Annotated in this window: 16 protein-coding genes and 1 riboswitch; all 16 genes read left to right on the forward strand. The window is 36.4% G+C overall.

Annotated features, from left to right (window positions below; translation table 11 throughout):
* The first annotated feature begins 32 nt into the window (after positions 1-32).
* The 16 genes from pyk to AC6UDB_RS02950 all read left to right on the forward strand — a co-directional run bounded on the left by pyk (position 33) and on the right by AC6UDB_RS02950 (position 15232).
* On the forward strand, positions 33-1793 hold the full coding sequence (gene pyk / locus AC6UDB_RS02875; protein WP_500706444.1) for a pyruvate kinase: 1761 nt from the start codon (positions 33-35) through the stop codon (positions 1791-1793).
* 90 nt (positions 1794-1883) lie between these two features.
* Entirely contained in the window at positions 1884-2753 is an 870-nt protein-coding gene (locus AC6UDB_RS02880) for a CvfB family protein (protein WP_500709104.1), read from the forward strand.
* A 6-nt stretch (positions 2754-2759) separates the two neighbouring features.
* Positions 2760-3647 carry a site-specific tyrosine recombinase XerD gene (gene xerD / locus AC6UDB_RS02885; protein WP_500693790.1) on the forward strand — a complete coding sequence of 296 codons (888 nt, stop codon included), beginning with the start codon at positions 2760-2762 and terminating at the stop codon, positions 3645-3647.
* Positions 3648-3689: 42 nt separating this feature from the next.
* Positions 3690-4070, forward strand: a complete 381-nt coding sequence (locus tag AC6UDB_RS02890) for a riboflavin biosynthesis protein RibT (RefSeq protein WP_500693789.1) — start codon at positions 3690-3692, stop codon at positions 4068-4070.
* On the forward strand, positions 4039-4761 hold the full coding sequence (locus AC6UDB_RS02895; RefSeq protein ID WP_500709105.1) for a segregation and condensation protein A: 723 nt from the start codon (positions 4039-4041) through the stop codon (positions 4759-4761). Before AC6UDB_RS02890 ends, AC6UDB_RS02895 begins: the two co-directional genes overlap by 32 nt.
* Entirely contained in the window at positions 4761-5333 is a 573-nt protein-coding gene (gene scpB, locus AC6UDB_RS02900; protein WP_500699458.1) for an SMC-Scp complex subunit ScpB, read from the forward strand. Before AC6UDB_RS02895 ends, scpB begins: the two co-directional genes overlap by 1 nt.
* Positions 5326-6051 (forward strand): pseudouridine synthase, encoded by a 726-nt coding sequence (locus AC6UDB_RS02905; RefSeq protein ID WP_500699459.1) that lies wholly within the window; start codon positions 5326-5328, stop codon positions 6049-6051. The genes scpB and AC6UDB_RS02905 overlap by 8 nt, the downstream gene beginning before the upstream one ends.
* 6 nt (positions 6052-6057) lie before the next feature.
* Positions 6058-6178: riboswitch (FMN riboswitch) on the forward strand.
* 6 nt (positions 6179-6184) lie between these two features.
* Entirely contained in the window at positions 6185-6817 is a 633-nt protein-coding gene (locus AC6UDB_RS02910; protein WP_500693785.1) for an ECF transporter S component, read from the forward strand.
* A complete protein-coding gene (locus AC6UDB_RS02915; protein WP_500699460.1) occupies positions 6814-7896 on the forward strand; it encodes a helix-turn-helix domain-containing protein in 1083 nt (360 codons plus the stop codon). Before AC6UDB_RS02910 ends, AC6UDB_RS02915 begins: the two co-directional genes overlap by 4 nt.
* Entirely contained in the window at positions 7874-9301 is a 1428-nt protein-coding gene (locus AC6UDB_RS02920) for a RecQ family ATP-dependent DNA helicase (RefSeq protein ID WP_500709106.1), read from the forward strand. The genes AC6UDB_RS02915 and AC6UDB_RS02920 overlap by 23 nt, the downstream gene beginning before the upstream one ends.
* Before the next feature lie 58 nt (positions 9302-9359).
* Positions 9360-10022, forward strand: a complete 663-nt coding sequence (locus AC6UDB_RS02925; protein WP_500709108.1) for a LysM peptidoglycan-binding domain-containing protein — start codon at positions 9360-9362, stop codon at positions 10020-10022.
* Between the two features lie 30 nt (positions 10023-10052).
* Positions 10053-10754: a (d)CMP kinase gene (cmk, locus tag AC6UDB_RS02930; protein WP_500699463.1), complete on the forward strand. Its 702-nt coding sequence runs from the start codon at positions 10053-10055 to the stop codon at positions 10752-10754.
* 64 nt (positions 10755-10818) lie between these two features.
* On the forward strand, positions 10819-12039 hold the full coding sequence (rpsA, locus tag AC6UDB_RS02935) for a 30S ribosomal protein S1 (RefSeq protein ID WP_500699464.1): 1221 nt from the start codon (positions 10819-10821) through the stop codon (positions 12037-12039).
* Positions 12040-12105: 66 nt separating this feature from the next.
* Positions 12106-13413 (forward strand): ribosome biogenesis GTPase Der, encoded by a 1308-nt coding sequence (der, locus tag AC6UDB_RS02940; RefSeq protein ID WP_500709109.1) that lies wholly within the window; start codon positions 12106-12108, stop codon positions 13411-13413.
* Between the two features lie 209 nt (positions 13414-13622).
* Positions 13623-13898, forward strand: coding sequence for a non-specific DNA-binding protein Hbs (hbs, locus tag AC6UDB_RS02945; protein WP_010021419.1), 276 nt, complete (start codon positions 13623-13625; stop codon positions 13896-13898).
* A 68-nt stretch (positions 13899-13966) separates the two neighbouring features.
* Complete coding sequence (locus AC6UDB_RS02950; protein WP_500695627.1) at positions 13967-15232, forward strand: tetratricopeptide repeat protein; 1266 nt, start codon at positions 13967-13969, stop codon at positions 15230-15232.
* Positions 15233-15254: the final 22 nt, after the last annotated feature.

The following is a 15254-nucleotide window of genomic DNA, read 5'->3' on the forward strand; positions in this document are numbered from 1 at the left end:
TGTGTGCCATGTAAAAAGGAGAGGCTTTACTTATGAAGAGAACAAAGATCGTAAGTACACTTGGTCCTGCAAGTACTGATGTTGATACCATCACTAAGCTTATTGAAGCAGGAGCAAACGTTTTTCGTTTCAATTTTTCACACGGAGACCATGCGGAACATTTAGACCGTATGAATAAAGTAAAAGAAGCGGAAAAGAAAACTGGTAAGGTTGTTGGAATTGTCTTAGATACTAAGGGTGCTGAAATCAGAACCACGGTACAAAAAGACGGAAAGATTGAATACCACACTGGTGATCAATTTAGAATTTCAATGGATGGTAACCTTGAGGGAACTAAAGACAAGATTGCTGTTTCTTACCCAGGCTTGTATGACGACGTTAAAGTTGGCGGACACGTTCTGTTTGATGACGGTCTTTTGGATACCAAGATTGACAAAAAAGATGATGCCAACAAAGAGTTAGTGGTTACTGCCCAAAATAACGGGGTCTTGGGCTCACGTAAGGGTGTTAATGCTCCAGGAGTTTCAATTAACTTACCTGGTATTACTGAAAAAGATACTGATGATATCCTTTTCGGATGTGACCATGGTATTAACTATATCTCTGCTTCATTTGTTAGAAAGCCACAAGATGTCCTAGATATCCGTGCCTTACTTGAAAGCAAGAATATGGAAGACGTTCAAATTTTTCCTAAGATTGAATCACAAGAAGGAATCGACAACTTTAACGAAATCATCAAAGTATCTGATGGTTTGATGGTTGCCAGAGGTGACATGGGAGTTGAAATTCCACCAGAAAATGTCCCAACCGTTCAAAAACATTTAATCAAGATCTGTAATGATTTAGGTAAACCAGTTATCACTGCTACTCAAATGCTTGATTCCATGCAAGAAGAACCAAGACCTACTCGTGCCGAAGTATCTGATGTTGCTAATGCTGTTTATGATGGTACTGATGCAACTATGCTTTCAGGTGAAAGTGCTAACGGTGATTACCCAGTTAAGTCAGTTGCAATGATGAGCAAGATTGATATCGAAGCTGACAAACACTTCTTTGAATTTGGTACTCCACGTCCTAAGTTCGGTACTGGTGACGTCACTGAGTCACTTGGTGAAGCAGTTGCACGGATTGCTAAGGATATGGGAATTCACACAATTGTAGCTGCAACCGGTTCAGGTTACACTGCAAGAATGATTTCAAAATATCATCCAGACGCTGATATTCTTGCTTTAACGTTTAACGATCGTGTTCGTCGTGGCTTGACGGTTAACTATGGTGTTCAACCAATCTTAGTTGATAAACCATCAAATCCAGATGAAATGTTCGAATTGGCTGCTAAAAAGGCAGTTGAAACTGGACTTGCTAAGGAAGGCGACATGATCTTGATTACTTCAGGTGTACCATTAGGTGATCAAGGAACTACTAACACAATTCGCGTTAAGTTGATTGGTACTAAATTAGCTCAAGGTCAAGGTGTTGGTGGTGAAACTGTCATTGGCAAGACAGTAGTTGCTAAAGATGCTAAGGAAGCTAACGATAAAGCCATTGATGGTGGTGTTCTAGTTGTTAAGGATACAAACAAGGACTACTTACCAGCAATGAAGAAGTCAAGTGCAATCGTGGTTGAAAACGGTGGTTTGACCTCATACGCTGCTGTCGTTGGTATCTCACTTAACATTCCAGTAATTGTGGGTGCTACTGATGCAGTTGAAAACATCAAAGATGGTCAATTAGTTACTGTTGACGGTCGTCGCGGTGTTGTTTACGCTGGGAACCAATCAAAAGCTAAATAATAATTATTAAGAATGAAGCACCCGATTATTATCGGATGCTTTTTTTATTTGGTATAATATTCATTAAAAGCACTGGGATGGAGAATTAATATGGATGAAGATTTGGGAACCGTAATTACGGGAAAAGTCACTGATGAAAACGATAAGGAGTATTTCATTCAAAATAACGGAATTACTTATTCTTTAAACAAGGGCGAGTTAAAAAAGCCAATTAAATTAGGTGGAAATTTTAAGGGATTTGTCTACGAAAATGAAAAGCATCAAATGAAAATCACGCGAAACGTTCCTGATGTTGGAATTGACAGCTATGCATGGGGAAAAGTGGTTGGAATTAAATTTGGATTGGGAATCTTTGTTGACATCGGTTTACCAGATAAGGATGTTGCTGTTTCTCTTGATGATTTGCCGGATATTAAGTCATTATGGCCAGAAGTTGGTGACCAACTTTTAATTGCTCTAAAAAAGGATAGTAAGAATCGAATCTGGGGTAAATTAGCTGATCCTCAGATATATAAAGCGATTTCCCAACCAGTTAATGATCCAAAATTGAAAAATCGGGATGTTAACGCTTGGGTCATTAACCCTAAACTGATGGGAACGCAAGTAATAACGGACCACTATAATTTAGGGTTCATTGACAAATCAGAAGAGGAAGAACAACCACGACTAGGAGAGAAAGTAAACGCTAGGATTATTGGAATCCGACCCAATAAAACGCTTTATTTATCACTTAGACCACGATCTTATGAAGTGATTGGTGAGGACGCCAAGATGATTCAGACAATTCTTGAGCATAAGCCTAATAATGAATTACCTTATAACGATAAAAGTGACCCTCAAGTAATTAAGGATTACTTTGGAATCAGCAAATCTCAGTTTAAACGAGCCCTGGGGCATTTATTAAAGGCTCATGTTATTTCCGAAACCCCAGATGGAATTAAATTAACTGAAACGAGATGAAAGTAAGTGAATGATCAAATTGAAGATTATCTCCACTATTTACTAGTAGAAAGAGGATTATCTGACAATACCATTAAAAGTTATCGACAAGATTTAAGGGAATTTGAGTTGGATTTAAAAAAAAATCACATCAGTTCGTTTAAAGATGTCGACCAGTATGCAATTTTAAATTACATGGAAACAATGAAAAATAGTGGTAAGTCTCGTAATACAATCATTCGATTTGTATCAACGCTTCGTAAATTTTTTCAATATTTAATGGAATTTAAGGTGATTAAAAAGAACCCCATGAACAAGATTGATACTCCTAAAAAGGGCAAGCACTTACCCGATGTTTTATCCGTTAATGAAGTTGATCGATTACTTAAAATGCCGGATGTGAACACCAAGTATGGGGTAAGAGATCGAACCATTTTAGAAGTGATGTATGCTACTGGGCTTCGAGTATCTGAATTGATTAATTTAAAGTTATCCGATCTTCATTTAGAAATGAATCTGATTCAGACCATTGGAAAGGGAGATAAAGAACGAATTGTTCCAATTGGAGAAGTTGCTCAGAATTGGCTATTTAAGTATTTAAATGATAGTCGATTACAGTTACTTAAGCACCGGACATCTCCGTACGTTTTTTTGAATGCGCATGGTGGACGAATTAGTCGACAAAGCATTTGGGAAAAGATTAAACGTTACGTTAGTTTAGCTGGCATTAAAAAGAACGTTACTCCACATACATTACGACATTCTTTTGCAACGCACATTTTAGAAAATGGAGCCGATCTTAGAACTGTGCAGGAATTACTTGGACATTCTGATATTTCCACGACGCAAATTTACACTCATATTTCCCACGAGCGGTTAAGTCAGGTGTATGATAAATATCATCCAAGAGCATAAAATGAGATGGAGTAATGACAGCAAGTAATTGAGGTGATGTCGATGCTATTCAGGTATCGAAATGATTATGAAAAGATTGTGATGGGGATGTTGTCACTTTCTAAAAGTAACGATAAAACGAAACATCTTGTGGAAGAAATGAATTGGTATCGAAATGCTGACAATCGTGACATTTTTCTTTGGAAGGATCGATTTGGAAATTGGGCTGGAATTGTAGGAGTTGAAATCAACCCGAAAAACGTGGTTGTTAGAAGGATTACCCTTACGCCAGATGCTAACAATATTTTTAATGAATTTCGAATTCTTGATAGTGTTGAAAATGAATATCCTGACAAAAAAATCATGGGAACGTTTAATACGCAAGATGTCATTAGTAAATGGGAGTTAAGTCATGAACAGAGACAATCTACAGATTCACGTTAATGACTTTGATGGTCCACTAGAGCTTCTACTGCATCTAATCAAACAAGCAAAGATGGATATTTATGATATTGACATTAAGGATATTACTGAGCAATATTTTAAATATTTAAATAAAATGAAACGTTTAAATTTTGATATTGCTGGTGATTTCTTTGTAATGGCGGCTAATTTGATGCGAATTAAATCTAAAATGTTGTTAGCTAAAGAAACTGATGATGAATTAGATGATGATCCACGGGACGATCTGGTTGATCAGTTGGTTGAATATAATCGGTATAAAAAAGCGTCGAAAAAGTTGCAAAAAAAAGAAGTAGAACGAAATCATTATCATTCTAGGATTCGTTCTTTTAATAAGTCGGAGATTGCAATTAGTGAAAATGAGTTTGAAATTAGCTTGCTGGAACGAGCATGGAATAAGATCATTAAACGACATCAGTTAACTTCTAAACCGCCAGTTCAACAAGTTTCAGAATGGAATTTTAGCGTTAATGAGCAAAGTGAAGTAATTATGAGACGAATAAATGGAGCTAGTAGTCATGAAATCTATTTTTCCAAGTTGTTTGAGGCCAATTCTCCTTTAGAAGAATTAGTGACCGATTTTTTGGCACTTTTGGAAATGGTTAAACATCATCGTATTATGGTTGTGCAAACCAGTAATGACGGAGAAATCTTATTAAGGAAATCTAATTAATGAATTTAATGGCAGAAATTGAAGCTCTCTTGTATGTTTCGGGAGAGTCTGGAATGACAATTGAACGGTTGAAAAAATTAACTTCCGCAAATGATTCCACCATTCGGAGCTGTATTGCTTCGTTGAGTGAGCGTTATTCAAGTGATCGATTTGGCATCTGCATTTTACAAAATGGTGACATTATCCATATGACAACTAAAAAGGATTATTCAAAAGTAATTCAAAAGTTTGTTAAATCCGATGAAGAGTTGTTAACGCAGTCGGCACTTGAGACGCTTACGATTATTGCGTATAAACAGCCAATAACGCGCGTTGAAGTTGATGAGGTAAGGGGCATAAATAGTTTGATTTCAATTAGAAATCTTTTGGCACAAAATTTAATTACCATCAAGGGTGAGCGTGATGAACCAGGCAAACCTAAGCTATATGTTACTACCGACCTTTTTTTAAACGCTTTTAACCTTAAAAGCATTAATGATTTACCAGCTTTAGATGCAGAAAGAGATCCAAAAGATTATGGTCAGATGTTTGATGATAAAATGAAACCATTGGAGGATCAGCAAGATGAGTGAAAGATTACAAAAAGTTATGGCGCATGATGGGGTGGCTTCGAGACGAAAGTCTGAGGAACTCATTAGTACTGGACATGTGAAGGTTAATGGTAAGATTGTTAATCAGTTAGGGATAAAAGTTGAACCCACTGACAAGATTGAGGTGGATGGAACATCGTTAAGAAAAGAAGATCTAGTATATTTTGCCCTGTATAAGCCACGTGGGGTAATTTCTTCTGTGAGGGATGAAAGGGATCGAGAGACCGTTTTGAACTTTTTAAAAAAGGTTCCTGAACGAATATACCCCGTTGGACGATTAGATTATGATACGAGTGGGATAATTATTTTAACTAACGACGGAACGCTTGATTTCCAGTTAACGCATCCTAAATATGAAGTAAAAAAGACATACTTAGTTAAGGTGATTGGGAAACTCGATCACAATGAGTTGAATAAAATTCGAAAGGGTGTTTTAATTAATGGCAAGTATAAGAGTGCACCCGCGGAAGTTGAGGTGATTTATAAGGCTGGTAATTCAAAGAATAATTCGGTGCTACGTTTGACGATTCACGAGGGTAAGAATCATGAAGTTAAAGATATGCTGAAAGCAGTTGGTCATCCTGTTGAAAAATTAAAACGGGAAGAGTTTGCTGGGATCGGTTTAGAAAACTTACAACCTGGTGAGTTTCGTAGGCTCCGAAAAAGAGAAATACGAGATTTGTATGCTTTAACTAAATAATTAATAAAACGTCTTCAAGGTCGGGTGAAATTCCCAATCGGTGGTTACAGCCCACTACCCAATGAAAATTGGTTGAGATGGTGAAATCCCATTGCCGACAGTAAAGTCTGGTATAAAGAAGATGAGTTTTTTTATGGCGCAATTTACCCTAATTGACTTTGAAGAACGTTTAATTGGAGGAATTGTGATGATAGCTAAAAACGATCGAATTAAAAGAATTACTATAACTGCCGTGATTGGTGCGATCTCATTTTTGTTAATGTTGATTTCATTTCCAATCATCCCATACATGAGTTATTTGAAATTGGATTTTTCGGATATTCCAATTTTGATTTGTTTGTTATTATTGGGACCGGGTGCAGCCATTGAAGCTGTGATACTTAAACTATTTATTTACTGGATGGTGATGGGTTTTTCACCACTTGAGTTAATTGGGTTGACCACCTCTCTTTTAGCCTCATTAACAATGATTTTGGTGTTTTACTTTTTGAGAAAATATTTATTTAAAAGTCACTGGATTGACTTTTTGATTGTTTTGGTTGAAACGCTGGCGTTAACAATTGTCATGAGTATTACCAATTTGTTCATTAGTACTCCACTGTATGTGAAACTAACAAATTTAAAGTTAGATTTTTCGCTTGCCAAAACGATTCTTTACGGAGTAGTTCCCTTTAACTTAATCAAGGGTATTGTGATTGGATTGATTTTTGTGATTATTGCAAAACAAATGCAGAAATGGATTAATAAGCGATCTTATCAAAAATGATTAATAATACAAATGAAGCTCTTGGTCTTTTCGTTTTTAGTGCAACCCAAAAACGAAGGGCTCGATTAATTGAAAACTTACTGTTAGGCAAGAAAACGGTAGCCACCTTATACTGGGCGATGAGATATGGTCTTTTAGACCTTCTTGGAGTTGGACGATATTTTAATAAAAACGAATTAGATGTTAAGTCTCTGATTAGTGCGAACTTGCTGGAAGAAGTTGAACATGGTCAGTTTAAATTAACGTCTGAAGGAGAAAAAGAAAGAGCAGAATTAATTAAAATGATTGATGATTCTAATCTTTCTTTTTCATTACATACTTTTCAAAGAATTGATTTAGTTAGTTTTAAGCAACGATTGCAGTTGTTTGTTCAGATTATATCAGAGCATGTCCATAACGTTAGACACTATTATCCAGTCAATGTTGATGGAGTTAATAAAGATTTTATTAAAAAATATTATCGACTGATTGATCGCAAGCAAGTTGGCACAGATTTAAAGAAAGAGTTGAAACGATTTTTATCCTTACTCGATCTAAATGACGCTGATTTATTTGCTCAAGGATTAGTTGGATTTAATACTAATGGATTCACAATCCAGCAGATTGCACATAATTTAAACCAATCGTTAGTCAAAAGTTATATTGATGATTTTATCAATTATGCAAAATTAGCGAACTTTGTTGAGCAAAGTGACCAATCTGTAATGGTTCCATTACTTAATGGTCTTTTCAAAAATCCAATTTCTGGTAGTGCTAAAAGGACTTTTGATGAATATGAACGATTGGGTAATATAAAAAAGGTTGAACAACTGCGAAATCTACGAGAGTCAACTGTCCTAGAACATCTTCTGGAAGTTGCAATTTACGTTGATTATGACAAGTTTCCTTATCAAAATTTCATTTCCCTTCAAATGGAAAGAAAAGTTAGGCGTATTCTACTTGGAACGGACGTTGATGACTGGGACTATCATCAATTACCAACTGATGTTTTAGAGCAGTTTAGTTTTTTTCAATTTAGATTACTTGAAATCAAACAGACAAAACAGGGAATTAATAATGAACAAGATGAAACTTGCTAAACAAATATTAAAAAATAAGTTTGGCTTTAGTGATTTTAAGCCTGGTCAAGATAAGACCATTTCTGCACTATTAAATGGAGCAAATGTTCTTTCAGTCATGCCAACTGGGGCAGGTAAATCATTAATATACCAGTTATATGGGTATTTAATTAAGCGTCCGGTTGTGATTGTCTCGCCACTTATTTCTCTTATGGAAGATCAGGTTGGTCGGATGAACTTTATGGGAGAAAAGCGGGTGTGTGCTTTAAATTCAATGAACGATTGGTCGAAGCGACACCGGCTATTGAATCATCTTGATCAGTTTCGTTATATTTTTGTTTCTCCAGAACTATTATCTAATTCTGATGTGCTTAACCGCATTAAGCAATTGAAAATTAGCTTATTGGTGATTGATGAAGCACATTGTATCTCTAAGTGGGGGCTTGATTTTCGTCCTGATTATCTGTCATTAAGACAGGTGATTCGTACGTTAGGACATCCGCAAACGCTAATGCTAACGGCAACTGCTTCAAAAAAAGTTCAAAAAGATATCATTAATTATTTGAAGTTAACTGACGTTCAAGAAATAATTGAAAATGTGGATCGGCCTAACATTTTTCTTGCGGTTCATAAAAGTTCAAGTGAAAAAGATAAGCAAGCCTATCTTTTTAATTTAATTGAGAAACTCAAGTATCCCGGTATAATTTATTTCTCTAGCCGAGATAAGGCTTCGAAAGTTGCTTTGAAACTTAGAGAACAAACTGATATCAAAGTGGCAGCTTATCATGCCGGTCTTAGTAACGATGATCGGTATCGGATTCAGCATCAGTTTATGGATAATGAGCTTCAGGTCATCTGTGCAACAAGTGCTTTTGGAATGGGGATTGACAAATCAGACATCCGATTTGTAGTCCATTATCATATGCCGACTGATATGGAAAGTTATGTTCAAGAAATTGGCAGAGCTGGAAGAGACGGTAAACAGAGTATCGCAGTGTTACTTTACTCTAATGGTGATGAACAAATTGCACAGAGCTTAATTGTTAGGTCCATTCCTAATGATCAACAGATTGATAATTTCTTTTCAAATCCCAAAGCTAAAATGAGTGAGCAGAATAAGAGACTCCTTCAGTTCTATTTAAATCATGGGTATGGTAATGATGACGTCAAACAGATTTTTTCTGAGGTCACCCTTAAAAAGGATCAAAGTTTAAAGCAAGTTGTCCGGTACATTAATCATACTGGCTGTCGGCGAAAACTTCTGCTTTCTTTATTTGATGTGAACTTTGATGACCACACTGATGATTGTTGTGACTTTGGAAGTGAAAAGTTTGATTTAATGAGTCTTGGTTTGTTAAAAAACGTTAATAGTGAAAAGTCCAATTTAACTGGTACTTGGTATGAGATTTTGGACAAACTTTTTTAATAATAATTAGGCGCAAAAAATGATATAATCACCATAGAAGTTTTGGAGGGATGTATTTATGAGGGACGACAAACATAAAGATAACAAAAAAAATGATCCATGGGATGACTCATTTTCAGATGACACCGATCCAGATGGAAATCTTTCAAGGACAGAGTACCGTAAGCACCACCGTAGTAATTCATTAGTCGTGATTATGCTGGTTTCTGTTATTGTAATTATTGCCCTTGTTGCACTTGTTTTTGGGCTTTCTAAGGAACGTGCGGTTGGAAATGGGAGTACCAGTGAAAAGACTCAGAGTAGTAAGATGCACCACGAAAAACCCAAAAAGAATAAAGATCAGAAATCAAAGAAACCGAAAGCAAACTCAGGTAGTGTTCAAAGTGAGGATACTACAAATGATAATACTGTTTCATCTGGTGCTGGATCTGAAGAGGCTTCATCTTCATCCGTTCAAAACGAAATGGGAAGTAACCAAAGTAGTACGACTCCAAGTAGTGATTCATCGTCTACTGCTAATAACTCGCAGCAACAAAAACCAGCCCAAACAACGAATGGCACTGATAATGCTGGTAGTAATGATTACGTTAAGGTTCAAAAGGGTCAGGGAGTTTATCGCGTAGCTACTAATGCGGGTATTAGTATGCAACAGTTATTAAAATTAAATGGACTTAGTTCATCCAGCCAGATTCATCCAGGACAAAGTTTAAGGGTTAAATAATTACAAATAAATGATAAGGATTGATTACATTTGGGTAAGAACGGCTTACAAGTTGCAATCGATGGGCCTGCTTCAGCAGGTAAAAGCACGGTAGCTAAACTAGTTGCAAAAAAATTTCATTACATATATTGTGATACCGGTGCAATGTATCGATCAATTACGTTAAAAGCAATTAGACTAGGATTGGATTTAAATGATGAGAAGACCCTTCTTGATCTTTTAAAAAAAACCACGATTACTTTTGAACCGGGTGATCCAGTTCAAAAGGTCTTTGTTGACGGTAAAGAAGTTACAAATGATATTCGTAATCCTCAGGTAACTAGCAATGTTTCAGCAGTTTCAGCACTTGGATCAATTCGTTTCGAATTAGTTAAAAGACAACAGGATTTGGCAAAAGATGGTGGAATCGTTATGGATGGTAGAGACATTGGCACGACGGTTCTACCAAAGGCAGATGTAAAGGTCTTTTTAATTGCCAGTGTTACGGAGCGAGCTGAGCGGAGATATAAAGAGGATCAAGCAAAGGGAATTTCGGTTAGTCTCAATAAACTTAAAAAAGATATTGAGGAACGGGATTATAAGGATTCCCATCGAAAGATATCCCCATTAAAGAAAGCATCTGATGCTTTTGAAATTGATACCACTTCAATGTCGATTGATGACGTGGTTGCGGCAATTTCGCAATTAATCGAAAATAAAATTCAACAACTTTCAAATAATAAAGCCGATTAACTGGTATTTTATTTCCAACTAAGATAAAATAGCAATTAGAGTTGTTGCAAGGAGGAAATGTTTGATGAGTGAAAACGATACTAATGCAAACAAAGATTTATTAGCCGCTCTCGATAATATTAAGCAGGTAAACGTTGGTGATGTTGTTAATGGTGAAATTTTGGCCATTGATGATGACCAGCAATTAGTCGTGGGAATCGAAGGCGCTGGTGTTGAAGGAGTTATTCCAAGGAAAGAAATTTCCGCACAAAGGGAAGATAACCCAACTTCAAACTACAAAGTTGGAGACAAAGTTAAGGTTGTTGTTGTATCTCGAATTGGTGATGATAAGGAAGGTGGAAGTTACCTTCTTTCAATCAGAAGACTTGAGGCTCTCAAGGTTTGGGATGACATCAAGGAAAAAGCTGATAAGGGTGACACCATCAAAGTTACTGTTACTCGTGCGGTAAAAGGTGGTTTAGTGGTAAATGCTGACGGAGTTCGTGGATTTATTCCAGCTTCCATGATTACTGATCACTTTGTTGATGATTTAAATCAATTTAAAGGTCAAGAACTCGAAGTTAAGATTATTGAAGTTGTCCCTGAAGAGAATCGTTTGATTTTATCACATAGAGCGATTGCTGAAGCAGAACGTAAAGAAGCTCGTGATAGAATTATGAGCACACTAAAACCCGGAGATGTTGTTGAAGGGAAAGTTGCTCGTTTGACTAACTTTGGTGCCTTTGTCGATCTTGGTGGGATTGATGGACTTGTTCACGTTTCAGAAATTTCTTATGAACATGTTAACAAACCAAGTGATGTTTTGAAGGTTGGCGAAGAGGTTAAGGTTAAAGTTCTTTCAGTTGATCCTGATCGTAATCGTATTTCATTATCAATTAAACAAACTCAACCAGGTCCTTGGAGTGACATTGAAGAAAAAGCTCCTAAGGGAAGTGTCCTTGATGGAAAAGTTAAGCGCTTAGTTGATTTTGGTGCTTTTGTTGAAGTTTTCCCTGGTGTTGAAGGATTAGTTCACATTTCACAAATTTCACATAAGCATATTGACAAGCCGAGTGATGTTTTGAAGTCTGGCGAAGACGTTAAAGTTAAAGTCCTTGACGTTCAACCTGAAGAACATCGATTAGCATTGTCAATGAAAGCTCTCGAAAAAGACCCCAGAGATGATCAAAAAACTCCAAAGAAAAATGTGAGTGATAATTCAACTAATAATGCTCCTGAAGAAGAGAATGGTTTTACGTTAGGTGACATTGTTGGAAATGAATTAAATGATGATGACAATGAGTAATTAGAAAATTATCCTTCATATTTATGAAGGATTTTTTTTATTCTCAAAAATAAGAGGTGATATAAAATGACAAAACCTACTGTAGCAATTGTTGGAAGACCAAACGTTGGTAAATCAACAATTTTTAATCTAATTGCTGGTGAACGAATTTCAATTGTTGAAGATACTCCTGGAGTGACCCGTGATCGTATTTATGCTCATGGGAGTTGGCTTGGTCACAATTTTAATTTGATCGACACTGGTGGAATTGAAGTTGCTGATGAACCATTTATTAAGCAAATTACTGATCAAGCAGAAATTGCGATTGATGAAGCTGATGTAATTATATTTATGGTAAATGGTAAGCAGGGGATGACTGACGCTGATGAACGAGTGGCCCAATTATTGTATCGATCTGATACACCAGTTGTATTGGCGGTTAATAAAATTGACAATCCCGAAAGTCGGGCCGACATTTATGATTTCTATGCTTTGGGGTTTGGTGACCCATATCCCATTTCGGGCTCTCACGGACTTGGTTTAGGGGATTTGTTAGATGCTGTTGTTAAGAATTTCCCAGAAAATGCTAACGAAGCTGACGATGATAGTATTAAATTTAGTGTGATTGGCCGACCAAATGTTGGCAAGTCATCACTTGTCAATGCTATTTTAGGAGAGAATCGGGTGATCGTATCAAATGTAGCTGGCACTACTCGCGATGCGATTGACACTAAGTTTGAAAATGATGGTCAAGAGTACACCATTGTTGATACCGCAGGAATTCGGAAACGTGGTAAGGTTTATGAAAAGACCGAGAAATACAGCGTAATGCGAGCTATGAGAGCAATTGATGGAAGTGATGTGACATTAATGGTTCTCAATGCAGAAGAAGGCATTAGAGAGCAAGACAAGCGGGTTGCTGGATATGCGCACGAGGCTGGCAAGGGTGTCATCATTGTCGTTAATAAATGGGACGCTTTAAAAAAAGATAATCACTCGCAACAACAATTTGAAGCTGATATTCGTGAGCAATTTCAGTATTTGGCTTACGCACCCATTATTTTTGTATCCGCAACGACCAAACAACATGTTAGTCAGTTACCATCTTTGATTAAACGAGTTAACGAAAACCATCAACGTCGAATCCAGTCGTCAACCTTAAATGATGTTATCATGGATTCAATCGCAATTACTCCAACACCAACCAGAAATGGGAAGCGACTTCGGATTTACTATGCTACCCAGGTTGCTGTTGGACCGCCAACGATTGTCTTGTTTGTAAATGATCCAGAACTACTTCATTTTTCGTACAAACGTTATTTGGAAAATCAAATTAGAAAAAATTTTGACTTTGCTGGGACACCAATTCACTTGATAGCAAGGCGTCGAAAGTAATGACTAATGGTAACAACCTTCTAATCATAATTATATTAAAATTTTTTTAGTAAATGTTAATTATACTTCCATTATTTGTTGCAATGACACCATTCTTATGCTAAATTAAGACTAGAAATGATGTAGTCGTACATCATTTCCCCTGGCTTAATCTTTAACTTATTGGGTGTTTTTTACATAAAAAACATCTATTCAGGAGGTGAATACACATGGCCAACAAAGCAGAATTAGTTAATGATGTCGCAAAGGCAACTGGTTTAACTAAGAAAGATGCCACCGCAGCTTTGGATGCAGTTTTTGACTCAATCCAAGACAAGTTGACTCACGGTGAAAAGGTACAATTGATCGGTTTTGGTAATTTCGAAGTACGTAATCGTGCCGCTCGTAAGGGACGTAACCCCCAAACTGGTGCAGAAATTCAAATCCCTGCAAGTAAAGTACCTGCCTTTAAACCCGGTAAGGCTTTAAAGGAAGCTGTTAAATAGTTTTATTTAATGGTTTAACCAGTGCGCTTATGCGTACTGGTTTTTTTATTAGTAGGAGGACATGTGTAATGACTTATTCAGAGCAAGCCTTAGACGCCCTAAAAAAGGGTGATATGAGTCAATTTAATGATGACATCAAAAAAGCCAAGGTAAATGATAGTGATGATATGATTTATTCGTTAGCAGAAGAACTTTATTCATTAGGTTTTTTAAACGAATCGATTGATATATATAAAGATCTTTTAAAAAAATATCCTGAGGAAGACGAGTTAAGAACAAGTATTGCAGATATTTTGATTTCTGAAGGCAAGATTGATAAAGCGCTTAATTATTTAAGTGAGATTAAACCTGATTCCCCAAATTATGTTAATGCTTTGATGGTTGAAGCTGATCTTTATCAAACTCAGGAAATGTATAACGTTAGTGAACAAAAATTACTTGAAGCTGAAAAAATTGATCCAGACGAAAACGTAATTAAATTTGCCCTGGCTGAATTGTATTTTTCTACCGGACAATTTGATAAAGCCATTCCTATATACTTGGGAATAATTAAACAAGGTGTTTTGAACATTTCTTCAGTTAATTTGGTTGAAAGGTTAGGGGTGGCATATGCTAATGCAGGTCATTTTGAACAGGCTATTGGATACCTTGAACAGATTAAGCCCACTGATATGACGCCAGACGTCAAATTTGAAACGGGTTTTACTTACTTACAGTTGAAGAACTATGCTAAAGCGATTGAGATGTTCAAGCAGTTGCGAGAAGAGGATCCTCAGTATGCCTCACTATATCCTTACTTAGGGGAAGCATACATTCAAATGAATGAACCTGAAAATGCTTTAAAGGTTTATCAGGAGGGTATGAGCGTTGATCAGTATAATGTCAATATGGACATTAAAGCCGCAGACGTTGCTGCTAAACTTTCAAAAGAAGATCTAGCCCTGAAGTATCTTAATAAGGGACATCAGGTTGATCCGGATAACATGGAATTAGTTATTAAGTTATCTAATTTGTACGTTAAGCAGGGTGAATATCAAAAAAATGTTGATTTTTTGAGCCCATACGTAAAAGAAGAAGAAACCGATCCACAAATTTACTGGAATTTGGCGGTGTCTTATGCTCATCTTGAAAAGTATGATGATGCTCAAAAGTACTATGAGCGAGCTCTTCCGTACTTTGATGATAATCCTGATTTCTTACGTGAGGCGATTTTATTGTTCAGAGAGAATGGTCAAATTAAGGAAACCATTAAATTGTTAAAACATTATGTGAAACTTGTCCCGACTGATGATGAAATGGCATACATGCTTGAAGATTTAGAAGATTACGAGTAACAAAAATAAGGATCAGAGTTGG

The organism is Fructilactobacillus sp. X3R2C1 (genome assembly GCF_059901235.1).